Raw genomic sequence first — 21900 nt, forward strand, 5'->3', positions numbered from 1 at the left:
TTCCAGGCCGGGTCCTGCTTGATGGATTCCACCAGCATGCGCCGCATCATCCAGTTACGGCTGGCCATCTCGGTGGGCTGCGAGGCCATCGGCACCAGGCCGTCAGCAAAGCCGGGGTAGTTGCCGCCCCACATCCAGGTCTGCATGCCGCCCATGGAATTGCCGATGATCAGGCGCAGGTGCTGCACGCCCATGCCTTCGGTCAGCATGCGGTATTGCGCCAATACCATGTCGGCATAGTTGTATTGCGGGAAGGCAGCGCGCAGACCGTCAGACGGCTTGGTGGATTTGCCCACGCCGATGCCATCGGGAATGATGATGAAGTACTTGCTGGCATCCAGCGGCTGGCCGGGGCCGAACAACTGGCCGCCGAAATCCCTGGAGAGCATGGCCCCGGCGCTCTGGTAGGTCCCGTGCAGCACCAGCACCGCCGGCTTGCTGCGATCGCCCAGGGTGACGTAGTGCAGGCGCAGGTTTTCCAGCGTCTGGCCGGTGTGGAACTGGAAGCTAGGGGCGACCCAGCTGCCTTCGACCGGCTTGGGCGGCTCGGCCGCGTGGCTGGGTGCGGCGCCCAGCAGCAGGCTGGCCGAGGTGAGGGTGATGGTCAGCGTGTGAGTGAAAAGCAGGCCGGCGGCGCGGCGCAAACGGGAGGTCAATCGCATGAGGTCTCTCTCTGGTCGGTGTGTTTTTGGATGTTTTTGAATTTCTATTTTGACAACTTTCTTGCCCGCCCGCACAATTGTCGCCATGGCGGGCAGGCCCGAGTATGTAACAACTGTAAGAGAAGTTGTGAAAGCTCGAATTTTTTCTAGCCCAAGCTGGTCTATTGCAATACCGGCGACGCGGGCGAAGCAATAGTTGATGCGCGAGCCGGTCCCTCAACACAAGGAACCAACCTTCACGATCAGGAAAAAAATCATGAAAACTCTACACAAGATCGCAGCCATTTCCGTTACTGCCATTGCGCTGACCGCCATGACCGGCTGCAGCAACATGAGCACCCGAGACAAGAACACCGCCATCGGCGCCACCGTCGGTGCCGTGGGCGGCGCCATCCTGACCGGTGGCAGCGGCATCGGCACTGCCGGTGGCGCAGCCGTCGGCGGCGTGATCGGCCACCAGATCGGTCGCTGATCTCACATCAGACGGGCAGCGTTGCTGACGCTGCCGGCTGAAAGCACAAAGAGCACAAAAAGCACAAAGGGGCGACGGGTTGGTCGCCCCTTTTGCTTATCCCTAGACCGCCAGGAACCCGCCATCCACCGGCAGCACCGCCCCCGTCAACATGGCGGCGTCGCCCGAGAGCAGCATGGCGATGCTGCGCGCAACCTCCTCGGCCGAGGCAAAGCGGCCCAGCGGATGGCGCACCATCATCGGCGCCGATTTGGCCGGATCGCTCCAGGCCGCTTCGGCCAGTTCGGTCAGGGTGATGGTGGGGGCCACGGCATTGACGCGGATGCCATGCGGTCCCAGTTCCCTGGCCAGGACCCGGGTCGCGCCCTCCAGACCGGCCTTGGAGGCCGCGTAGCAGAGATGCTCGGTAAAGCCGCGATGGCCGGCAATCGAAGTGATATTGACGATGGCTCCACCACCGCCGGCGGCGATGCGCTCGCGGGCGAAAGCCTGGCAGGTGACGAGAGCGGCGCGCAGGTTCACGCCCAGGATCGCTTCATAGGCCTGGTCGCTCATCTCGGTACTCGATTGCAGAATGTTGATGCCGGCGCTGTTGATCAGATAATCGGCGCGGCCCGCCTGCGCCATGGCATGCCGGGCGGCGGCCGGGTCGGCCAGGTCGACCTGCACGGAACGCGAGCCGATTTCCTCGCGCAGGCTGTCCAGGTCGCTGGCGGTACGCGAGAGCGCGATCACCTCGGCGCCGCGCTGCGCCATCAGGCGCGCGCAGGCCCGGCCGATGCCCTTGCCGGCGCCGGTGATGATGACCGATGTTCCTGCAAATTCCATGACATGCTCCTGTTCAATGTCGCTGGCCTGCCTGCGCGGCCAGCAGCGGCGCCAGGCTTTCGCGCGACGCGCGCGCCAGTTGCTGGCTGTTGAGGAAGACCTGGTAGCGCGCCGCATGCAGCCGCGCAATGTCGCCACCGGCGGCCTGCTCGCGCCCGGCGACGCTGGACATGGCCGACATGGCGCAGCGCAGGTCGGCATAGGTGCCAGCGGCCACCGCCGCCAGCATGGCCGAGCCCAGCAGCACCGGTTCCGGACAGGCGGTGATCTCCACCGGCAGGCCAGTGGTGTCGGCCAGCAACTGGCGTGTCAGCGCATGGGTGCCGGCGCCGCCCGATACCGAGATGCTGGCAATGCGCAAACCCCGCGCCGCCTGGGCTTCGATGATCTGTCGCAGGCCATATCCCAGGCTGCACAGGCCGGCCACATAGAGCGCCACCAGACTGTCGATGTCCTGCTCCATACCCAGGCCCAGCAACAGCGCCCGGGCCTGCGGGTCGGCCAGTGGCGAGCGGTTGCCCAGGAACTCCGGCACCACGTTGATCTGCCCGGCCAGCCAGGCTGCCTGCGAGGGATGCGCCACCACCTGCAAGGCCCGCTGTGCCAGCCATTGCGGCAGTTCCATCTGCTCGGCGGCAGCCTGCTGGCGCGCCTGCGGCTCGGCCGGGTGCAGTCGCAGCAAGTGGTCGATGGCGGCGCCGGCGGCCGACTGCCCGCCTTCGTTCAACCACATGCCCGGTGCCATGGCGTTGTAGTACGGCCCCCATACGCCTGGAACGAAGACCGATTCGGCATGGCTGGTCATGGTGCAGGACGAAGTACCGAACACATAGGCCATGCAGGCCGCCGCATCCTCGGCGCCGCCGCGGGCGGCCACGGTGCCGATGCCGCCCGCATGGGCGTCGATCAGCCCCGCCGCCACCGCGATACCGGGTCGCAACTGCAGCGCCTGCGCAGCCTGCACGCTGAGACCGCCGCGCAAGGCCGTACCGGGCCAGACCACTTCCTGGCCGATGCGGACAAAGCCGTCGTCGGCCAGGTCGCCCAGGCCGATGCTGCGGAAATAGTCGGCGTCCCAGCGGCCTTCATGGGCCAGATAGGTCCACTTGCAGGTCACCGTACAGGACGAGCGCTGCAGCGAACCAGTGGCTTTCCAGGTGAGGAAATCGGTGAGGTCGAAGAACTGCGCGGCGCTGTGATAGACCTCGGGCAGCTGTTCCTTCAGCCATAGCAGCTTGGGGGTTTCCATCTCGGGCGAGATCACGCCGCCCACATAGGACAGCACCGCATGCCCGCCGGCATTGATGCGCTGCGCCTGCTCCAGTGCGCGGTGATCCATCCAGACGATGACGTCGTGTTCGGGATGGTCGGGGTCACCCACGCCACCCCGGGCGCCCTGCACCACCAGCGAACAGGTGGCGTCGAAGCCGATACCGCTGACCGCTGCCGGATCGATGTCGGCCCGCGCCACCGCCGCCCGCACGGCCTGGCAGACCGCCTCCCAGATCTGGGTGCTGGATTGTTCGACGCGCGCCCGGCGCTCGTCGCGAAAGAGCGCAATGTCATGCCGGGCACTTGCCAGCAACCTGCCGTCAGGTTGAAATACGCCGGCCCGGGCCGAGCCGGTACCGACATCGATGCCGATCAGATAGGTCTCCATCTTTCCTCGCTGTTCTCGCTGCTGTCTCTGTCCGCCGGGACCTGAACACCACCTGCCTTGTTCATACCCGGTCGAAATTGGTGGGGAGAACGAGCATATCGCGGATGGTCACATTGCGGCTTCGGGTAAGCATGTACTCGACCGCATCGGCCACTTCGACGGGCTCGATCAGGCTGCCGGACTCCTTGGCCTTGCGCAGGTTTTCCTCCGGCCAGTCGGCCAGCAGGGCCGAGATCACCGGCCCCGGCGAGACCTGCCCCACCCGCACGCCATGCGGGATCATCTGACGCCGCATGGTCTGGACGAAGCAGGTAATGGCCCACTTTGAACCGGCATAGACCGGCTCCCAATAGGTCGGGAAGTGACCAGCCACCGAGCAGGTGACGATGATGTCGCCGCTCTTGCGGGCCATCATGTGGGGCGCGACCGCATGGACGTTCTTCATGACCGCGTTGACGTTGAGATTGAGCATGCGGTCGATGGCCTCGGGGGTGGTATCCACCAGGTCGCCGCCGATGTAGGTACCGGCATTGCAATGGAGGATGTCGATGTGCGCGACCTTCTGCAGGATCTCCGGCACCATGGCCGCGCAGCTGTCGGCGTCCAGCAGATTGGTCACCTGCGGGACGGCCTGCGGACCGAGGCGAGCGGCGAGTTCGTCGAGGGCCTTGGCGTTCCAGTCCACCATGACCACGGTCACGCCGTTGGCCAGCAGTTTTTCGGTGGTGGCCAGGCCGATGCCGGAGGCCGCGCCGGTGATGACGGCGATCTTGCCAGCCAGGGATTGCGTCATGTCTATCTCCTTAGGTTGAATGAGAGGGCTGAAAAGAGGAATCAAAAACAGCGATGGAAGGACTCAACGCCATTCCCGTGCGATATAGATGGCCAGCAGGATGATCACGCCCCGGATGATGTCCTGCAGGTAGGGATTGATGCCCATCAGGTTCAGACCGTTGTTGAGGATGCCCAGCAACACCGCGCCGATCAGGGTCCCCAGCACCAGCCCGCGACCGCCCGCAATGGCGGTGCCACCCAACACCACGGCGGCAATCGCATCGAGCTCGAAGCCGACACCGGCGTTGGGTTGGCCGGACATCAGGCGCCCGGTCAGGATGATGGCCGCCAGACCCGAGGTAAAACCGGAGATCGCATACACCGCCAGCTTGATGCGTGCCGTCTTCACGCCCGACAGGCGCGCCGCCATCTCGTTGCCGCCGATGGCATAGACGTGGCGCCCGAACGGCGTGCGTTGCAACAGCACCCAGGCCAGTGCATAGACCAGCAGCATGAGGATCACCGGCACCGGGATCGGGCCGATCCGCCCTACCCCGAACCAGGCAATCCAGCCCGGCAGACCCGAGATCGGGTAGCCCCCCGAATAGATCAGCCCGACGCCGCGCGCCACGCCCATGGTGGCGAGCGTGACGATGATGGCCGGCATGCGCCCCCAGGCCACCAATACTCCGTTGAGCAGGCCGATACCCACCGCCAGCGCCACCCCGGCCAGCAGGGCCGCCGGTGCGGGCAGGCCGCTGTTGACGATCAGTCCGGCCGACAGCGTGCCGGCCAGGGCCATGGCCGCGCCAACCGACAGGTCGATGCCGCCGGTGAGGATCACGAAGCTCATGCCCACGGCCAGGATGCCGACGATGGATACCTGCCGCAGCACGTTGAGCCAGTTGGAGACGGTGAAGAAGTTGTCCGAGGCCAGGCCCATCAGGAGCGACACCACCACCAGTCCGGCCAGCGGCAGCGCCAGTGGCGAATGGGCAAGGGCGCGCCAGCGAACCCGGGAAGAAGCATGTGCCGGGGTGACATCGCTTGGGATTGCATGTGCGTTGGCATTTGTGTTTGCGTTTGAGTCAGGCTGCATGATGGAGTCTCCCCGTGGTGGCATGGGTCATGATCTCTTCGGCATTGACGGCCTCGCCTTCGAGGGTGGCGACGATGCCGCCGCCCTTGAAGACACAGACCCGGTCGGACATGCCGACCACCTCCGGCAACTCGGAAGAAATCATGATGATGGAATGGCCTTGCGCAGTGAATTGGCGCATGAGCTGGTAGATTTCGGCCTTGGCGCCGACATCGATACCCCGCGTGGGTTCGTCGAAGATCAGCACCTGCATGTCATGGTTGATCCAGCGTGCAATCACCACCTTCTGCTGGTTGCCGCCGGACAGCGTATCGACCCGCGCTGCCGCATCCGTCGCCTTGACCCGCACCCGCTGCATGGCCGCCCGGGTGGCTTCGGCTTCACGCCGGCGATCCAGAAACAACCCGCCCAGGCGGTATTTGCCGTAGTTGTTCAGCGAGATGTTGTGCAGGATGGGGAAGCTGGTGATGAGTCCCTGCTCCTTGCGACTTTCCGGCAGCAGACCAATACCGGCCTGCAGGGCTGCGGCCGGATCGGCCAGGCGTAGCGGCACGCCATGCATGGACAGCTTGCAGGTCAGCGCGGGATGCGCACCCAGCATGGCCAGCACGGTCTCGCTGCGGCCGGAACCGACCAGACCGGCAAAGCCGAGTATCTCCCCGCGCCGCAACTGGAAGCGCGACACAGGACTGTGACGCCGGAGCTGTACTGCATGCACATCCAGCAGCACCTCCTGGGCGGTTGCTCCGGATTGCTGGAGTGGTTTGGGCGGAAAGCAGTTCTCGATGCGGCGCCCCACCATCATTTCCACCAGCCGCGCCTGGTCCACCTCGGCGACTGCGCAGCTGCCGACGTAGGCACCATCGCGCAAGACGGTGATGCGGTCGCCGATCTCGAAGATTTCTTCCAGATGGTGCGAGATGAAGATGATCGCCACCCCCTGATCGCGCAGGCCGCGCATGACCTTGAACAGATGCGCGACTTCCGCCGGCGTCAGCGTGGCGGTCGGTTCGTCCAGTACCAGGATACGCGCCTCCAGCGCCAGCGCCTTGGCGATTTCCACGAACTGCTGCTGCGCCACCGAGAGCTTGCAGACGGGGACTTCCAACGGGATATCCACACCCAGTTGCGCGATGATCTGCGCCGCCCGGCGTCGCATGGCGGCCCGCTTGAGCAGGCCCAGCGGGCTGCGCAATTCGCGCGCCAGGAACATGTTGTCCACCGCGTCCAGGTAGGGGATGAGCGAAAACTCCTGAAACACCACGCCGATGCCGGCGGCGATGGCCTGGTCGTAGCTGGCAAAGCGACAGACCTGGCCGCCGATGCGGATTTCACCTGCATCCGGCGTGACGATGCCGCACAGGATCTTCATCAGCGTGGACTTGCCGGCGCCGTTCTCACCCAGCAGCGCGTGGACCTCGCCGGCCTTGACCGCCAGCTCGACGCCGCGCAGCACCGTCACCGGGCCGAAGTGCTTCTTGATACCAGTCAGTTGGAGCATGGCTGCCTCCATCAAGGGAAAGAAAGGCGCGCACGCGCAAGCGCGGCGCGCCGACGGCTTACCAGCTGAAACCTGCGGCGTTCTTCCTGGTCACCGGCATGACGTCGATGGGCACTTCCTTGGGCACTACGCGTGCGCCCCACTTCTTGGCCAGCGCCATGGCCAGGCCCACCCGCACCTGGTCACGCGGGAACTGCGCCGTGGTCTCGATGAAAGGGCCGCCATCGGCGATGGCCTTGATCGCCTCCGGCGCGCCATCCACCGAGGTCAGCTTGATGTCCTTGCCGCTGCCCTGGATCGCGGCCAGCGCACCCATGGCACCACCGTCGTTGACGGAGAAGATGCCCTTCAGGTTGGGCTTGGACTGGATCATGTTCTCCACCACACCCAGCGCAACCGAGCGGTCCTGGCGGCCGTTCTGTTTGTCCACCAGCTTGATGTCCTTGTATTCCGCCAGGGCCTGCTTGCAACCCTCCACGCGCTGCAGGATGGGGACCACCGGGATGCCGTCGAGGATGGCCACTTCCCCCTTGCCACCGATGGCATCGGCCAGCGCACGGCAGGACTGGTAGCCGGCGTCCTTGTTCTTGGAGCCGACGAACATGTCCACCGGACCAGCGGCGTTGGCATCGACCGCCACCACGATCACGTTACGCGCCTTGGCGGCCTTGACGGCTGCCTCCACCCCGGCCGAGTCGGTGGGATTGATGAGCAGGATGTCGATGTTCTGTTGCAGCATGTCTTCGATGTCGGCGAGCTGCTTGGCCACGTTGTGGGCGGCATCGGTAACGATGACCTTGGCGCCGAAGGACTTGGCGGCATCGTCCAGGGCCTTCTTCATGGAGACGAAATAGGGGTTGTTCATTTCCTGGAAGCTCATGCCGATCTTGAGTTTGGCCAGTTCCTGAGCGCTTGCCGGGGTGGTGCCGAAGCTGGCCAGGATGGCGCCGGCCAAGGCCAGGCTTGTCAGTGCTTTATTCATTGCAGTCTCCATTGTTGTTGGTCGTGTGCTTGCTTGCGGATGGCGTTCGGATTGCTCTTGCGGGCGACAGGCAATGCCTGTCCTGTTCCGGAAAGCGGAGGCTTTCCTGAATGCTGTGATTGCTGCCTTGAATGTGTTCGCGGATGAAGATGTCGAGCCGGGAAAACCTGCTCCGTAGCTCAGCCGCCGCCCTGACTATCCGGTCGCGGCAAAGAGGCTGTTGGTGGCAAAGGTGTTGCGAAATGCCGAGGGCGACATGCCCTTGATCCGGTGGAAATGACGGTTGAAATTGGACAGGTTGGAAAAACCGGTCTCGTAGCAGATGTCGGTGATGCGTGCCTCAGGCCGCGTCAGCAGGGCCAGGCAGGCGAGATCGACGCGCAACTGGTTCTTGTAGCGCACGAGCGTGGTGCCGGTATGGCGCTTGAAGGCCCGCGAGAAACTGCTCGGGTGCTGGCCTACCATGTCGGCCAGGTCCTGCTCGCCGATGTCGTCGGTCAAGTGTTCGCGCAGGTAGGCGATGGCGCGGTTAAGGCCGCTGCCCTGCATGTCCGACAAGTCCAGCTTGTAGGACAGGCTGGCCAGCACCTCCGGCTCGGGGGCATTGGCCAGCACGTCGAGGATGTCCCAAAACAGGGCCAGGCGCTTCAAGCCACGCTGATCGATGAGGCGCTGCATCAGCGGACGCACGGTGTCGCTGGTGGCCTGGTCGAACAGCAGGCCGCGATGGCTGCGCTCCAGCAGCGGCATGATGGCTTCCATCTCGGCAATGCCGGCCGCGCACTGGTCCACCAGTTGCGCGGGAAACTGGATCACCAGCGAGCGCACCGGCACCACTTCGTCAGGGGCGATGTCGGAAATCCAGTTCTGGGGAAGATTGGGACCGGTCATCACCAGTTGCCCCGGAGCAAAGTCCCCGACGTGGTCGCCCACGTAGAAGCGGCCGCGGGTGGCCACTACCAGATGGATCTCGTATTCCGGATGGTAATGCCAACGCACGGTACGGAAAGGGTAGCCGTGCATCCAGGCCGCGAAGGATTCGCCCTTACGGATATGGACCAGTTCCAGGTCGGGTTGCATCGTGTCTCCTCTCAATCGAGAGCATTTTCTTTATCGAAACTGGCAACTCGAAGTTGGCAGTTTCTGTCATTGACCGCATCTTAGTTCCCGCCAGGTGCGGCTTCTACATCACCAGCGCCGGACGACCGATACTTTTTTGCAGGAAACAACAGGAAGAATGAAAAACGATGCAGTGCAGCACCCGCCATGGCCCGCATACGCGGCCATGGCGGGTAGCGCCATCAGACCGAACGCATCAGCCCGCCATCGACCCTGAGGTTCTGGCCGGTGATGTAGCCCGCGCCGGGCGAGGCCAGGAAGGCGATGGTGGCCGCCACTTCGTCGCTGGTGCCGTAGCGCCGCATGGGGACCCCGGCGCGGCGCTCTTCGCGTTGCGGCAGGCTGTCGATCCAGCCTGGCAGGACGTTGTTGATGCGGATGTTGTCAGGGGCGTACTTGTCGGCGAAGAGTTTGGTGAAGGCGGCCAGGCCAGCGCGGAACACGGCCGAGGTCGGGAACATGTCGGACGGCTCGAAGGCCCAGGCCGAGGAAATGTTGATGATGGCGCCACCGCCGGCCTGCTGCATCAGCGGCGTGACCAGGCGCGTGGGGCGGATCACGTTGAGCAGGTAAGTATCCATGCCGCGATGCCAGTCCTCGTCGGTGATGTCGAGAATGGGCGCGCGCGGGCCGTGGCCGGCGCTGTTGACCAGCACATCGACGCGGCCCCAGCGCTGCACGGCCAGCTCCACCAGGCGTTGCAGGTCGTCCACTGACTGGTTGGAACCGGTCACGCCGATGCCGCCCAGTTCGGCGGCCAGCGCCTCGCCCTTGCCGGAAGACGAAAGAATGCCGACCTGGAAACCGTCGGCCGCCAAGCGACGCGCCGCGGCGGCGCCCATGCCGCTGCCGGCGGCGGTGATCAGGGCTACTTTGCTGCTCATGGAAACTCCTTGTGGATAAGTCATCTTGCTGCCCGAGAAGGCGGAACCCCGGATTGTAGGCCTTGCCGGCCACGCTTGCAGCGTATCCGGCCGGTCCGCTTGTCACGCGCCTGTTGCATTTGTCCGGCATCATCGCGCACCATTGCGCAGCGGCCCTGCCCTTCCACATCGTCCAGACCTGATCTCCATGCAAATTCTCGCCAACATCAATCTCGCTTCCCTGCTCGATACCCTCATCAGCCTGACCGCGGCCTTCATCCTGGGCGGTCTGATCGGGCTGGAACGCCAGTACCGGCAACGCACTGCCGGTCTGCGCACCAATGTCCTGGTGGCACTGGGCGCGGCGGTCTTCGTGGACATGGCCAATCGCATGGGCGGCCATGAGGGCGCGGTGCATGTGGTGGCCTATGTGGTGTCGGGGGTGGGTTTCCTGGGCGCGGGCGTGATCATGCGCGAAGAAGGCAATGTGCGCGGCATCAATACCGCCGCGACCTTGTGGGGCTCGGCGGCGGTGGGGGCGGCGGCGGGCGCCGACCTGCTCCTGGAGGCGATCCTGGCGACGATCTTCGTGCTGGCGGCCAATACGCTGTTGCGCCCGGTGGTCAATACCATCAACCGCAAGCCGCTGGATGTGCCGTCGGTGGAAGTGACCAACACCCTGCACCTGATCGTGGAAAGCGAGCACCAGAAGCGCGTGCTGGCCGCCGTGACCGACATGCTGGAGCAGAGCCGCTATCCCCTGCACGACCTGGAGGTGCGGCCCTTTGCCGAGGACGAGGTGGAAATCGAGGCGACGCTGGCGGCTACCTCGGTCAATGGCGACGAACTGGACGCGCTGATTGAGCGCCTGCTGGCCCTGCCGGCGGTGAAGCAGGCATTCTGGAGCCCCAGCACCACCGACTGACCTGCGCTACCGGGCTGGCGGGCGGAACTGTTTCAATTGAAATCCGGGGTTGGTTTCCTGCAATCGACCTGTAACGGCTCGACGGCATGATGACTACATGCCCATCCTGCCCATGCTCGCCGAAGGCGCCCTGTACATCGCTGGTCTGATCTCTGCGGCCTCGCCGTTCTGGCAATGACATCCAACAGGGCGGCCACTCAATGCCCGGTCGCCCTGAACCGCCCCCGCAACCACTTGACCGGCCCGCCGATGACGGGCAGTTTCTGCCACAGCTCCTCAGCCGCATCCCAGTAATCGCGATGTTCGCTGACCCGTCCCGCCTCATCGAAGCGGAAATGCGTCGCCCCCAGCACCGTATAGAAATGTCCCTTGAGCCGGAACTCGAAGCGCCAGGTGGCGAAGCCCTGCTCGCCCTGCCCCACGCGATCCAGGATCACGAAACGCGGGTCCTCGGTGGTGGCGAACATGTGCGCGAAGATGGCGCGGATCGAGCGCACGCCCTTGACGTCGTTGAAGGGGTCCTTGAACAGGGCCTGTGCCGCATAGAACTCGTCGATGCGCTCCAGGCTGGCGCGATCCAGCGCGGCATACCATTGCAGTAATCGGTCCAGGTTCTGCATCGTCAATTCACTCGACTCAGTCATTCAATTCAGTTCAGCAGGAAGCGCTGGAACAGCATGAAGCGCAGGCGGAACGGCAAGAGCCGCAGCAGCTTCAGCCAGGCTGTGAAGCGCAGCGGGAAATGGATCTCGAAGCGACCCTCGGCAATGCCGCGCCAAATGGCGCTGGCGGCTTGCTGCGGGGTCTGGATGGCCGGCATGGGGAAGTCGTTCTTGTCGGTCAGGTCGGTCTTCACGAAACCCGGATTGACCAGATAGACGTTCAAGCCCTTGGGTCGCAGGTCGCTGTAGAGGATTTCCGCCAGGTTGATCAGGGCCGCCTTGCCCGGGCCATACACGCTCGCGCCGGGCAGGCCGACATAACCGGCCACGCTCGCCACCAGGGCAATGCCGCCGCTGCCGCGGGCCAGCATGTCCGGCAGTGCCGCACCGAGCGCCGAATAGACGCTGGCGAGGTTGGTGCGGATGGTGTGCTCGGCTTCGTCTTCCTGGACTTCCCAGCTGCGTTCGGGCCGGTATTTGGCGGCACAGAAGACCAGCAGGTCGATGCCGCCGAAGGCCTCCAGGATGCGCGCATGCTGGTCGCGCCAGGCATCGTGGCAGAGCACGTCGAGCGGGGCGATGAAGGCATTCTTGTGACCTGCGGCCACCTCCTGCAATACGTCGCCCCGGCGTGCCGACAGCGCCACGCGTGCACCGGCCTGCAGGGCCTGGCGCGCCAGTTCGGCGCCGATGCCGCTGGAGGCGCCGACCAGCCAGATGCGCAGGCCGCGCAGGTCACTGACCGGCTGGTTCATGGGACCGAACAGGACCGCCGGTCGCGAGATCGGGGCACGCTCGGATGCGGCCTGCTTGGGCAGCGGACTGGTGTGGATGCTCATACCCCCTCCTTGCGGAAGAACAGCGTGACCTGGCCGACTTCAACCCCGAACTTGCGCATGCTGGTGCGGTTGATGAGGGTGCGCTCGTCCATCTGGTACATCCAGTCATCCATTTGGACTTCGTATTGCTTGTCGTCCACCGGCAGCAGCAACGTGTAGTTCCAGTGCAGGGCGTTGCCGGCGGTGTGGCCGATGGCCTCACCGATGACGTCACCGGCGCTTCCGCGCCAGCTGTTGTCGGGCTGACGCACCAGGGTCCAGACGCGGGTCTGGGTCTGGCCGTCGTCATAGCGGAAGCGCTCATCCAGGGTCAGGGTATTGCCTTCGACGCTACCGGTGACCACGACATGGAAGCGCCGCGCCACCTCGCCACCGCGCTTCTGGAACATGCCCCAGGCTTCGGTGCGGCCCTTGAAGAACACCGCCGGATCGAACACCGGCGTCTTGCCAGCATAGTCGGACAGCTGCTGCGAGGCGCATCCGCCCAGCGCCAGTGCCAGTACGGCAAGCATGATCAAGGCCAGCCAGTTCCCCCGACGCGCCCGGGCGCCCTTGCGCATTGCGATGGCATCCATGACTCACTCCTTCTGCAAGAGGAATTGCACCACATCGGTCTGGCCTTCGTCGAAGCCGACTTCACAGAACACGTAATACAGCTGCCACAGGCGGCGGAAGCGTTCATCGAAGCCCTGGGCGGCGATGGTCTCGCGCCGGGCCTGGAAGGTCTCGTTCCAGCGGCGCAGGGTCTCGGCATAGTCGCGTCCGAAATGGAAGCGGTCGCGGGTGGCCAGGCCGGCACGCTGGGCGCTAAGCGAGAAGCGCTCGTGGCTGGGCAGCATGCCGCCGGGGAAGATGAATTCGCGGATGAAGTCGGCGCTGTCGCGGTAGCGTTCGAAGACGGCTTCATCAATGGTGATCGACTGGATCAGGGCGCGGCCGCCGGCCTTCAGGCGCGCGGCAACGGTGTCGAAGTAGGTCTGCCAGAAACGCTCGCCGACGGCTTCGAACATCTCGATGGAGACGATGGCATCGTATTGGCCGTCCAGGTCGCGGTAGTCGCACAGTTCCAGGTGCGCCAGGTGATCCAGCTGCTGATGGCGCAGGCGATCCTGAGCGAAGGCCAGTTGCGCCGGCGAGATGGTCACGCCGTGCACGCGGATGCCCAGGCGCGCCGCATGTTCGGCGAAGCCACCCCAGCCGCAGCCGATTTCCAGCACGCGGTCGCCGCTGCGCAGACCGAGCTGGTCGATGATGCGCTGGTACTTGGCGGCCTGTGCCGAGGCCAGGCTCTGGCCGGGCTGGCTGAAGATGGCGCTGGAGTAGGTCATGCTGGGGTCCAGCCACAGCTGGTAGAAATCATTGCCCAGGTCGTAATGCGCGTGGATGTTGCGGCGGCTGCCGGTGCGGGTGTTGGAGCGCAGCAGGTGTCGCAGGCGATACCACCACGAGGCCAGGCGCCCGCCTTCGACTGCGCTGGAAAGCGCCTTGCGGTTGCGCATGGCCAGGCGCAGCAGCGCGGCCAGGTCCGGGGTATCCACCCAGCCGTTGCCGTAGGCTTCGCCGAAGCCGATGTCGCCGGCGCGCAGGATGGCACCGCAGGCACGCCAGTCGAGGATGCGTAGCTGTGCGCTGGGCGGCTGGCGCAGGTCGCCGAAGGTCAGGGTGGTGCCGTGCGGCGTGATCAGTTCCAGGTGACCGTGGTTCAGGCGTTCCAGCATCGCCAGGAACAGGCGGGTCGAAATGGAGCCAAGGCGTGCGCCGATGCGCCGGCCGGAGGTCTGCAATGCGGGGCTATGGTTCACGATAGGGTTTCCTTTCCGGAGGGTGCTCCTGTGGGACTATTGCGTTCGGGCTTGCTGAACCAGGGCACGCGCTTGCGCCACAGCAGCAAGGCTTGCCAGTGAATGCGGGCGACCACACCCAGGGTAAGCAGCGGCTGCGCGCACAGTGCGGCGAAGGCCGAGGCGGCGGTCAGGGGCTGCAGACGGCCGCCGATGGAGGTGCGCATCAGCGGCTGCAGGCCGGTGCTCACCTCGGCAGGCTGGCCGAGGTCGTAGTAATCGATGCCGACGAAGGCGGTCGCGTCCTGGTCACCCTGGTCAGCCTGGCGGGCGGCATGGTCACGGAAGCGGAAACGATAGAAGCCCCGGACCTCGCAGAAGGGTGAGACATGCATCAGCTTGTTGCAGTGCAGGCGGGTGTGCTCGTCGATGACGCCCTGCTGCGGGGCCGACAGCAGGTAGTGCTGGGTTTCGCCAAAGGTGCTGTTGACTTCGGCCAGCACGGCACGCAAGGCGCCGTCGCGGTCATGACAGAGGAAGAAGCTGACCGGATTGAAGACAAAGCCGAACAGGCGCGGGAAGGTCTGCAGCCAGATCGTGCCATCGTGCGGCAGGCCGGCCTGTTGCAAATGGCCGCGCACCCAGGTACCGAGGTCGCTGCCGTCCCGCGGGCCGTAGTCGCGGGTACGCACGCACATCAGGCGCCGACGATCCACGCCGAACCAGGCATTGCCTGCTTCGGCCATGCGTGCCAGGTCCAGGCGCACGCAAAAGACCGGATAGACGAAGCGGTGCCGCACCGGGCGCAGGCGCTGGTGCATCACCTGTCCGCTCAGCAGCAGCGCGGCGGCATCGGCATGCAAAGCGCGCGAGCCGTTCATAGGGCCGCCCAGTGCGGCAGCACACCGAAATCCTGGCTCACCCGCAGCGCCGACTTCAGCCCGTCTTCATGGAAGCCATAGCCGGTCCAGGCGCCGGCGAACCAGGCCCGGTGACGGCCCTGGATCTGGGGCAGGCGCTGCTGGGCGTCGATGGCGGGCTGGTCGAAGACCGGATGTTCGTAGTCGAAGCGACCCATCACGGTGGCCGGATGCGGGGCCTGCGGCGGGTTCAGGGTGAGGATGACGTCGCTCTTGCAAGGCAGGTCCTGCAGCCGGTTCAGCCAGTAGCTCACGCAGACGGCGCGACTGCCGTCGTCGTGGCGCGAACCCAGGTAATTCCATGCCGACCAGACCTTGGGCAACTGCGGCATGAGGGCGGTGTCGCCATGCAGCCAGGCGGTATTGGCCTGGTAACGCACGGCCGAGAGCACCTGATGTTCCTCGATGGTGGCGTCCTGCAACAGGGCCAGGGTCTGCGGGGCATGGGTGGCAAAGACCACGGCGTCGAACTGTTCCTCGCGCGGATCGGCGCCACCGCTGCGCACCAGCACACCACGCTCATTGCGGGTGACGCTCTCCAGGCGGCTGCCCAGGCGCACGTCTTCCAGGGTGGCGGCGATGCGACGTACATACTGGCGCGAACCGCCGCGCACGGTGCGCCAGCGGGGACGATTGTTCACCTGCAGCAGGCCGTGATTGATGCAAAAGCGCAGGAAGGTGGCGGCCGGGAAGTCCAGGATGTCCGAGGGCGAACTGGACCAGATGGCGGCCGCCATGGGGATCAGGTAGGCATCGCTGAACAGGGCACCATAGTGGCCGTCCTTGAGCAACTGGCGCAGGCTCACGGGATGCCCGTCGCAGGCCGCCAGGTTGGCGTGGGCGGCACGGTTGAAGCGCAGGATGTCGCGCAGCATGCCCAGGAAGGAGGGCTGCAGCAGGCGCTTGCGCTGGGCGAAGACGGTGTCCAGATTAGTGCCGGCCCATTCAAAGCGGCCTTCATCCATCGAGACGCCGAAGGACATGTCGGTGTCGTAGGTCTCGACCTTGAGTTCATCGAACAGGGCGATCAGGTTGGGATAGGTCCAGTCATTGAAGACCAGGAAACCCGTATCGACCGGGAACGGTACGCCCTGCGGCGCGATGTCCACGGTGTTGGCATGCCCACCCAGGGTGGGCGCGGACTCGAACAGCACCACCTGGTGCCGGCGCGCCAGCAGATAGGCGCTGGCCAGGCCGGAAATGCCGGCGCCGATGACGGCGATGCGCTGTCCTGATGCCTGCTCGATGGCTGCTGTACCTGGATTCATGAAATCTTGTCCACCTGTGTCTTTGTTATTGGGGTGTTGCCCTCAGCCGGGCGGCGCCTGCCGGCGGGACTCTTTTTGTTTAATGGCCTGCTTTGGCGTCCCAGTATTTCTACCCTGCCGCGATTTAGGTGCTAAGATTACTACCAAAGAAAAATAAAATCTACTAATTAGTAACTTAAACTACCAATGAGTATTTTCGGCAAACTGAGCTTCAAGGATCAAGCCTTCAAATTACGGGAAAACGCCATCCTGGATGCGGCCACGTCGGTACTGGGCAGCAAGGGCTATGACCTGATGACGATGGACGACGTCGCCGGTGCGGTGGGTATCTCCAAACCCAGCCTGTACAAGCATTTCAAGTCCAAGGAAGAATTGGTCGGCGAGACCATGATCCGTCTCATCGACGGCGCCATCGACCAGCTGGCGCAGCTGGAGGGCATTCCCAGCCCGCGTGGCAAGCTGGAGGCGATGCTGGAATGGGCACTGCGGGTGCGGCTGGAGGGCGGCCTGCCCTTCCTGCCTTCCACCAGTACACCGGTGCGCGACATGCTCATGCGCAACGTCAAGTATGTGATGCGGGTGCTCAAGCTCAACGGCCAGCTGGAAAAGCTGGTCAAGGAAGCACAGAAAAGCGGCGAACTCGACGCCGCGCTGCCCAGCGATGTGATCCTGTACAGCTACTACGCCCGCACCTGTGATCCTGCGGTGGACTACCTGCAGAAGTTCAGCAAGATGAGTACCGAAGACATCGTGAAGTACATGCTGCACGTGGCCTTCAACGGTTTCACGCGGGATTAGGGCCTAGGCCTAGGCCTAGCCCAGACCGTAGCAGCGCGCGGCCGTCTGCCCCCACAGTTGCTCCTGTTCGGACGCCGACAGCCGGGTCGCGGCCCACTCCCGCACCACGGCGGCCACCTTGGCATAGGAGGCGGCCAGCAGGCAGACCGGCCAGTCCGAGCCGAACATCAGGCGCTGTGGGCCGAAGGCGTCCAGCGCCGCATCCAGGCAGAGGACGATATTGTCGTAATCCTTCTGACGCAGACCACGCTGCCAGTCGGCCTCCGTAACCAGTCCCGATAGCTTGCAGGCCACGTGCGGCAAGGCTGCCAGGGCGCGCAGGTGGCGCTTCCAGTCGGCGAAGACCGCCTCGCTCTTGCCGAAATCGGCCAGGGCCGGCTTGCCCAGGTGGTCCAGCACCAGCCAGTGGCGATCATGGCGGGCGCAGAAGGCTTGCACTTCGGGCATCTGGCGCGCATAGATCAGCACGTCATAGACCAGGCCGCGCCGTTGCAGCCAGCCGATGCCGGTGTTGAAGGCCGGCGCTTCGACGAAGGCGCTTATGTCGGCCTCATCCTGCAGCTGGTGGCGGAAGCCCACCAGCTTGTCACTTCCCCATCGCTCCACATTGGCCGCCAGGTGCGGCGAAGCGAGGTCTTCCCAGCCGACTACCCCGGCGATACGTCGGTTACCGCCCGCCAGATCCAGCAGGAATTCGGTTTCGTCGCGGCCTGCGCGCGCCTGCACGGCGATGGACTGTTCCAGCCCTTCGGCGACCAGCACGGGCTGCAATTGGCCGGGCGTGCGGTCGCAGGCCAACAGTTCCATGCCGCGGCCGATCCAGGGGTAGGCGTCGGGCTGGTAGAACCAGAAATGCTGATGGGCGTCGATGCGATGCGGCTTCATGATGGTCTCTTCGAGGGGCAGGACGGCGCAGGATTGCCGGTCTGCATTGCGCACAACCGGCAGGGGAATACAAAAACACCAGAAACAGGAAAGCGGTAAGGCGCCGCCGCTGGCGACGCCCTCCCGTCACGTCATGTCAAGATCAGTCGTACAGCACAGCCGCGATCTTGGCGTCGTCGATGTTGCTCTTGTCGTACCAGTAGAAGCCGGTATCGATGACCTTGGGCAGCTTCTCGCCCTTGATCGCCTTGACCGCTGCTTCCACAGTCTTGTAGCCGATGCCCACCGGGTTCTGGGTGATGGCGCCGGCCATCACGCCTTCGCGGATCGCGTCCTTCTGCTGCTTGCCGGAGTCATAGCCGATGATGACGATCTTGCGCTTCATTTCCTTGACGCCATTGACCACGCCGATGGCCGAGCCTTCATTGGTACCGAAGATGCCCTTGATCTTGGGATAGGCCTGCAGGATGGACTTGGTGACCTCGGTGGACTTCAACTGGTCGCCGGCGCCATATTGCACGCTGACCACCTTGATCTTGGGATAGTTGGCCTTGATGCGTTCCAGGAAGCCGTCGCGGCGGTCGATGCCGGTGCGGCTGGTCTGGTCGTGGGCGACCACGGCGACTTCACCTTCCTTGCCGACCAGCTCGGCCATCTTGTCGGCCGCCAGCGCGGCGGCAGCACGGTTGTCGGTGGTGGCGGTGGTGACCGGGATGTCGCTATCCACACCCGAGTCGAAGGCCACCACCGGGATCTTGGCGGCCTGCGCCTTCTTCAGCAGCGGGATGGCGGCCTTGCTGTCCAGGGCGGCAAAACCGATGGCCTGCGGCTTCTTGGCCAGCGCGGCGGAGAGCATGTCGATCTGCTTGTCGACCATGGCTTCGGTCTCGGGACCTTCGAAGGTAACCTTCACCTTCAGGTCCTTGCCGGCCTGGTCGGCGCCGGCCTTCACGGCCTGCCAGAACTGGTGCTGGAAGCCCTTGGAAATGAGCGGCACATACACTTCCTGCGCCTGCGCGGCCGAACCGCCGACAGCGAAGGCCAGGCCCAGGGCAGCGCCCAGTAGTTGTTTCTTGAACACGGTAAGTCTCCTTTTGTTATCGATGATGGAGTGCCGGGCATTGGCGCTGCCCGGCGGGGCTTGCATTGCTACTGCGAATACTGCTGCGGTGGCTGATGTGGATGCCGGTTCAGGCGCGACGGCGACGACGCAGGATGTCGAGGTAGACCGCCAGGATGATGATGACCCCGGTCACCACCGTCTGCCACTCCTGCGCCACCGACATGATGCGCAGGCCATTGACCAGCACGCTCATGATGAAGGCGCCGATGATGGTGCCCATGATGGTGCCGGTGCCACCGGAGAGCGAGGTGCCGCCGATCACCACGGCGGCAATGGCGTCCAGCTCGTAACCCTGGCCCAGCGCTGGCTGCGCCGAGTTCAGGCGGGACGCGATGATCAGGCCGGCGATGCCGCAGATGGCGCCGGAGAAGGTGTAGACCGCGACCTTCCAGAAATCCACCTTCACGCCCGACAGGCGCAGCGCTTCCTCGTTGCTGCCCAGGGCGAAGGTATAGCGGCCGAACACTGTCTTGTTGAGGATGATGGAGGCGCCGATGGCCACCAGGAACAGGATCAGCACCGCATTGGGAATCGGCAGCGCCGGGATCAGGTCGCCGATCAGCGAATCCTGGGCGATGGCCGAGAAACCCTCGGTATCGTTGAAATAGATCGGCCGGGTACCGGAAATCACCAGCGACAGCCCCTTGAGCAACATCATCATGCCCAGCGTGGCGATGAAGGGCGGCACCTTCAACTTGGCGATCACCATGCCGGAGACCCAGCCCGAGAGCGCACCGAAGAAGATGGCGGCGGCGATGCCCAGCGGCAGCGGCATGCCCCAGTTGGTCAGCACCACCCCGGCCATGACGGCGCAGAAAGTCATCATGGTGCCCACCGACAGATCGATGCCGGAAGTGATGATGACGTAGGTGCAGGCAATGGCCAGCACGCCGTTGACGGCAGTCGATTGCAGGATGCTGACCAGGTTGTCCACCTCCATGAAATTGGGCGAGGCGACGCTGAAGAACACGATCAGCAAGAGCAGGCTGGCAAAGGCCAGCAGCTTCTGGCGCGCGGCCGGGTTGAACAGGCGGGCGCGCAGGCCCGAGGAGGAAGCGGTATTGGCCATGGTGGATGCGGACGCTGCGGAATGGATGTTGTTTGCCATGATGGTTCTGGTCTCTGATAGGGGTTGGATCGCAGTGCGGCCCGACCGGCTAGTGCGCCACCGCCGGTTCGCGCTGCGTGGCCAGTTGCATGATGTTCTCCTGGGTCGCCTCGGCGCGGGTGAGTTCGCCGGTGATGCGACCTTCGCACATCACCAGCACGCGGTGGCTCATGCGCAAGACCTCCGGCAGTTCAGAGGAGATCATCACGATCGCCTTGCCCTGCTCGGCCAGGGCGTCGAGGAGCTTGTAGATTTCGCTCTTGGCGCCGATGTCGATGCCGCGCGTGGGTTCATCGAAGAACAGGATGTCGCAGTCCCGCAGCAGCCATTTGGCAATCACGATCTTTTGCTGGTTGCCGCCCGAGAGCAGGCGCGCCTGCTGTTCCACCGAAGGCGTCTTGATCGCCAGTTGGCGCACATAGCCCTGCGCCACTTCACGCATGGCGCGCTGGTTCATGAAACCGGCGCGGGTGAAACGGCCCATGCTGGAGAGCGCGATGTTGGCCTGCACATCCATGCCCACCGCCAGCCCGAAGTGCTTGCGGTCTTCAGAAAGATAACCAATGCCATGCGCCACGGCATCGGCCGGCTGGCGGATCACGGCCTTGCCACCGTGGATGATGATCTCGCCGGACTCCAGCGGGTCGGCACCGAAAATGGCGCGCGCCACCTCGGTGCGGCCGGCGCCCATGAGGCCGGCAAAGCCGAGGATCTCGCCCTTGCGCAACTGGAAGCTGACATCGCGGATGGCGCGGCCGCGGTTGAGCCCGCGCACTTCCAGCACCACCTCGTTGGCGGAGGTATCCGGCGGGGTACGTTGCTCGCCCTCCAGCGAGCGGCCGACCATCATGGAAATGATGCTGTCCATGGAAGTCCCCTGCATCGGCACGGTGGCGATGTAGCGGCCATCGCGCATGACGCTGACGCGGTCGGCGATCTGGCGCAGCTCGTCCATCTTGTGCGAGATATAGACAATACCCACGCCCTGCGCCTGCAGGTCGCGGATGATGCGGAAGAGCTCGGCGATCTCGGCGTTGTTCAGGGCCGCCGTCGGTTCGTCCATGATGAGCACGCGTGAATCGAAGGACAGGGCCTTGGCGATTTCCACCATCTGCTGGCGCGCCACGGTCAGTTCGCCCACCGGCGTGCGCGGGTCCATCTCAAGGCGCATGCGGGCAAAGATGGCAGCGGTCTGGCGATTCAACTGCTCTTCATCAATGATCAGGCCGAACGCCTTGCGCGGCTCGCGACCGATAAAGATGTTCTGCGCCGCCGACAGGTGGTTCATCAGGTTGAGTTCCTGATGGATGATGCCGATGCCCAACGCCTGCGCCTGGCGCGGCTCACCGATCTGCACCGGTTTGCCGTCGAGGAGGATCTCGCCGCTGTCGCACTGGTAGACGCCGGAAAGGATTTTCATCAGCGTCGACTTGCCGGCGCCGTTCTCGCCCATCAGGGCGTGTACCTCGCCGGCGACCAGGTCGAACTGGCAGTTGTCCAGCGCCAGTACGCCGGGAAAGCGCTTGCTGACGTTACGCAGCGCGATCAGCGGGGGCGTCGCTGCGGGGGATGGTCTGGATGTCTCGTTATCTTGTTGCATGCTCACCTCGGATGCGGATGCATTGCCGGCC

Annotated in this window: 22 protein-coding genes; 3 read left to right on the forward strand and 19 right to left on the reverse strand. The window is 64.6% G+C overall.

All coding sequences use genetic code 11. The annotated features are described in order from the left end of the window. Positions 1 to 662: alpha/beta fold hydrolase (locus HFRIS_RS21730; protein ID WP_039876901.1), on the reverse strand; the 662-nt coding region annotated here is incomplete at its 3' end. Between the two features lie 256 nt (positions 663 to 918). Here HFRIS_RS21730 and HFRIS_RS21735 point away from each other — a divergent pair. Beyond that, positions 919 to 1134 (forward strand): glycine zipper 2TM domain-containing protein, encoded by a 216-nt coding sequence (locus HFRIS_RS21735; protein ID WP_006465163.1) that lies wholly within the window; start codon positions 919 to 921, stop codon positions 1132 to 1134. A 102-nt stretch (positions 1135 to 1236) separates the two neighbouring features. On the opposite strand, the gene HFRIS_RS21740 is transcribed toward HFRIS_RS21735, so the two are convergent. The 8 genes from HFRIS_RS21740 to HFRIS_RS21775 form a co-directional block, all read right to left on the reverse strand. Further along, positions 1237 to 1962 (reverse strand): SDR family oxidoreductase, encoded by a 726-nt coding sequence (locus tag HFRIS_RS21740; protein ID WP_006465164.1) that lies wholly within the window; start codon positions 1960 to 1962, stop codon positions 1237 to 1239. Between the two features lie 13 nt (positions 1963 to 1975). After that, entirely contained in the window at positions 1976 to 3622 is a 1647-nt protein-coding gene (locus tag HFRIS_RS21745; RefSeq protein ID WP_006465165.1) for an FGGY-family carbohydrate kinase, read from the reverse strand. 61 nt (positions 3623 to 3683) lie between these two features. Next, on the reverse strand, positions 3684 to 4415 hold the full coding sequence (locus tag HFRIS_RS21750; protein WP_006465166.1) for an SDR family oxidoreductase: 732 nt from the start codon (positions 4413 to 4415) through the stop codon (positions 3684 to 3686). A 63-nt stretch (positions 4416 to 4478) separates the two neighbouring features. Then, positions 4479 to 5495: an ABC transporter permease gene (locus HFRIS_RS21755; RefSeq protein ID WP_006465167.1), complete on the reverse strand. Its 1017-nt coding sequence runs from the start codon at positions 5493 to 5495 to the stop codon at positions 4479 to 4481. Further along, positions 5485 to 6996 carry a sugar ABC transporter ATP-binding protein gene (locus HFRIS_RS21760; RefSeq protein ID WP_006465168.1) on the reverse strand — a complete coding sequence of 504 codons (1512 nt, stop codon included), beginning with the start codon at positions 6994 to 6996 and terminating at the stop codon, positions 5485 to 5487. The genes HFRIS_RS21755 and HFRIS_RS21760 overlap by 11 nt, the downstream gene beginning before the upstream one ends. Before the next feature lie 58 nt (positions 6997 to 7054). Continuing rightward, a complete protein-coding gene (locus HFRIS_RS21765) occupies positions 7055 to 7978 on the reverse strand; it encodes an ABC transporter substrate-binding protein (protein WP_006465169.1) in 924 nt (307 codons plus the stop codon). Between the two features lie 195 nt (positions 7979 to 8173). Continuing rightward, the gene (locus HFRIS_RS21770; RefSeq protein ID WP_006465170.1) at positions 8174 to 9058 is read right to left on the reverse strand and encodes an AraC family transcriptional regulator; all 885 of its coding nucleotides are present in this window, start codon (positions 9056 to 9058) and stop codon (positions 8174 to 8176) included. Between the two features lie 221 nt (positions 9059 to 9279). Further along, positions 9280 to 9981 carry an SDR family oxidoreductase gene (locus HFRIS_RS21775; protein ID WP_006465171.1) on the reverse strand — a complete coding sequence of 234 codons (702 nt, stop codon included), beginning with the start codon at positions 9979 to 9981 and terminating at the stop codon, positions 9280 to 9282. A 187-nt stretch (positions 9982 to 10168) separates the two neighbouring features. Here HFRIS_RS21775 and HFRIS_RS21780 point away from each other — a divergent pair, with 187 nt between their 5' ends. Continuing rightward, complete coding sequence (locus HFRIS_RS21780; protein WP_006465172.1) at positions 10169 to 10885, forward strand: MgtC/SapB family protein; 717 nt, start codon at positions 10169 to 10171, stop codon at positions 10883 to 10885. Positions 10886 to 11082: 197 nt separating this feature from the next. On the opposite strand, the gene HFRIS_RS21785 is transcribed toward HFRIS_RS21780, so the two are convergent. The 6 genes from HFRIS_RS21785 to HFRIS_RS21810 are packed head-to-tail and all read right to left on the reverse strand — an operon-like array spanning position 11083 to position 16355. Further along, positions 11083 to 11505, reverse strand: a complete 423-nt coding sequence (locus tag HFRIS_RS21785) for a nuclear transport factor 2 family protein (RefSeq protein ID WP_006465173.1) — start codon at positions 11503 to 11505, stop codon at positions 11083 to 11085. A gap of 29 nt (positions 11506 to 11534) precedes the next feature. Continuing rightward, positions 11535 to 12386 carry an SDR family NAD(P)-dependent oxidoreductase gene (locus HFRIS_RS21790; RefSeq protein WP_006465174.1) on the reverse strand — a complete coding sequence of 284 codons (852 nt, stop codon included), beginning with the start codon at positions 12384 to 12386 and terminating at the stop codon, positions 11535 to 11537. After that, positions 12383 to 12961, reverse strand: coding sequence for a DUF3833 domain-containing protein (locus tag HFRIS_RS21795; RefSeq protein ID WP_006465175.1), 579 nt, complete (start codon positions 12959 to 12961; stop codon positions 12383 to 12385). The genes HFRIS_RS21790 and HFRIS_RS21795 overlap by 4 nt, the downstream gene beginning before the upstream one ends. A gap of 3 nt (positions 12962 to 12964) precedes the next feature. Next, complete coding sequence (locus tag HFRIS_RS21800; protein WP_006465176.1) at positions 12965 to 14188, reverse strand: SAM-dependent methyltransferase; 1224 nt, start codon at positions 14186 to 14188, stop codon at positions 12965 to 12967. Beyond that, entirely contained in the window at positions 14185 to 15048 is an 864-nt protein-coding gene (locus tag HFRIS_RS21805) for a DUF1365 domain-containing protein (protein WP_006465177.1), read from the reverse strand. The genes HFRIS_RS21800 and HFRIS_RS21805 overlap by 4 nt, the downstream gene beginning before the upstream one ends. Further along, a complete protein-coding gene (locus HFRIS_RS21810) occupies positions 15045 to 16355 on the reverse strand; it encodes an NAD(P)/FAD-dependent oxidoreductase (RefSeq protein ID WP_006465178.1) in 1311 nt (436 codons plus the stop codon). Before HFRIS_RS21810 ends, HFRIS_RS21805 begins: the two co-directional genes overlap by 4 nt. A gap of 186 nt (positions 16356 to 16541) precedes the next feature. Here HFRIS_RS21810 and HFRIS_RS21815 point away from each other — a divergent pair, with 186 nt between their 5' ends. Continuing rightward, complete coding sequence (locus HFRIS_RS21815) at positions 16542 to 17153, forward strand: TetR/AcrR family transcriptional regulator (protein WP_006465180.1); 612 nt, start codon at positions 16542 to 16544, stop codon at positions 17151 to 17153. A 15-nt stretch (positions 17154 to 17168) separates the two neighbouring features. Here HFRIS_RS21815 and HFRIS_RS21820 read toward each other — a convergent pair whose 3' ends face one another. From HFRIS_RS21820 to HFRIS_RS21835, 4 genes are all read right to left on the reverse strand, one after another. Next, positions 17169 to 18038, reverse strand: coding sequence for an L-fucono-1,5-lactonase (locus tag HFRIS_RS21820; RefSeq protein WP_006465181.1), 870 nt, complete (start codon positions 18036 to 18038; stop codon positions 17169 to 17171). 142 nt (positions 18039 to 18180) lie between these two features. Continuing rightward, complete coding sequence (locus HFRIS_RS21825; protein WP_006465182.1) at positions 18181 to 19119, reverse strand: ABC transporter substrate-binding protein; 939 nt, start codon at positions 19117 to 19119, stop codon at positions 18181 to 18183. Positions 19120 to 19228: 109 nt separating this feature from the next. Then, positions 19229 to 20230, reverse strand: coding sequence for an ABC transporter permease (locus HFRIS_RS21830; RefSeq protein WP_370460919.1), 1002 nt, complete (start codon positions 20228 to 20230; stop codon positions 19229 to 19231). 88 nt (positions 20231 to 20318) lie between these two features. After that, positions 20319 to 21869 carry a sugar ABC transporter ATP-binding protein gene (locus HFRIS_RS21835; protein WP_006465184.1) on the reverse strand — a complete coding sequence of 517 codons (1551 nt, stop codon included), beginning with the start codon at positions 21867 to 21869 and terminating at the stop codon, positions 20319 to 20321. Positions 21870 to 21900: the final 31 nt, after the last annotated feature.

Origin of the sequence: Herbaspirillum frisingense GSF30 (assembly GCF_000300975.2) — a bacterium.
Lineage (GTDB): Bacteria > Pseudomonadota > Gammaproteobacteria > Burkholderiales > Burkholderiaceae_D > Herbaspirillum > Herbaspirillum frisingense.

Coding starts and splice junctions, on each gene's coding strand:
- HFRIS_RS21795 (WP_006465175.1), bottom strand. CDS start 12,961: ATGGATGCCATCGCAATGCGCAAGGGCGCCCGGGCGCGTCGGGGGAAC.
- HFRIS_RS21785 (WP_006465173.1), bottom strand. CDS start 11,505: ATGCAGAACCTGGACCGATTACTGCAATGGTATGCCGCGCTGGATCGC.
- HFRIS_RS21755 (WP_006465167.1), bottom strand. CDS start 5,495: ATGCAGCCTGACTCAAACGCAAACACAAATGCCAACGCACATGCAATC.
- HFRIS_RS21780 (WP_006465172.1), top strand. CDS start 10,169: ATGCAAATTCTCGCCAACATCAATCTCGCTTCCCTGCTCGATACCCTC.
- HFRIS_RS21740 (WP_006465164.1), bottom strand. CDS start 1,962: ATGGAATTTGCAGGAACATCGGTCATCATCACCGGCGCCGGCAAGGGC.
- HFRIS_RS21790 (WP_006465174.1), bottom strand. CDS start 12,386: ATGAGCATCCACACCAGTCCGCTGCCCAAGCAGGCCGCATCCGAGCGT.
- HFRIS_RS21745 (WP_006465165.1), bottom strand. CDS start 3,622: ATGGAGACCTATCTGATCGGCATCGATGTCGGTACCGGCTCGGCCCGG.
- HFRIS_RS21830 (WP_370460919.1), bottom strand. CDS start 20,230: ATGGCCAATACCGCTTCCTCCTCGGGCCTGCGCGCCCGCCTGTTCAAC.
- HFRIS_RS21815 (WP_006465180.1), top strand. CDS start 16,542: ATGAGTATTTTCGGCAAACTGAGCTTCAAGGATCAAGCCTTCAAATTA.
- HFRIS_RS21765 (WP_006465169.1), bottom strand. CDS start 7,978: ATGAATAAAGCACTGACAAGCCTGGCCTTGGCCGGCGCCATCCTGGCC.
- HFRIS_RS21805 (WP_006465177.1), bottom strand. CDS start 15,048: ATGAACGGCTCGCGCGCTTTGCATGCCGATGCCGCCGCGCTGCTGCTG.
- HFRIS_RS21750 (WP_006465166.1), bottom strand. CDS start 4,415: ATGACGCAATCCCTGGCTGGCAAGATCGCCGTCATCACCGGCGCGGCC.
- HFRIS_RS21770 (WP_006465170.1), bottom strand. CDS start 9,058: ATGCAACCCGACCTGGAACTGGTCCATATCCGTAAGGGCGAATCCTTC.
- HFRIS_RS21735 (WP_006465163.1), top strand. CDS start 919: ATGAAAACTCTACACAAGATCGCAGCCATTTCCGTTACTGCCATTGCG.
- HFRIS_RS21810 (WP_006465178.1), bottom strand. CDS start 16,355: ATGAATCCAGGTACAGCAGCCATCGAGCAGGCATCAGGACAGCGCATC.
- HFRIS_RS21760 (WP_006465168.1), bottom strand. CDS start 6,996: ATGCTCCAACTGACTGGTATCAAGAAGCACTTCGGCCCGGTGACGGTG.
- HFRIS_RS21820 (WP_006465181.1), bottom strand. CDS start 18,038: ATGAAGCCGCATCGCATCGACGCCCATCAGCATTTCTGGTTCTACCAG.
- HFRIS_RS21775 (WP_006465171.1), bottom strand. CDS start 9,981: ATGAGCAGCAAAGTAGCCCTGATCACCGCCGCCGGCAGCGGCATGGGC.
- HFRIS_RS21835 (WP_006465184.1), bottom strand. CDS start 21,869: ATGCAACAAGATAACGAGACATCCAGACCATCCCCCGCAGCGACGCCC.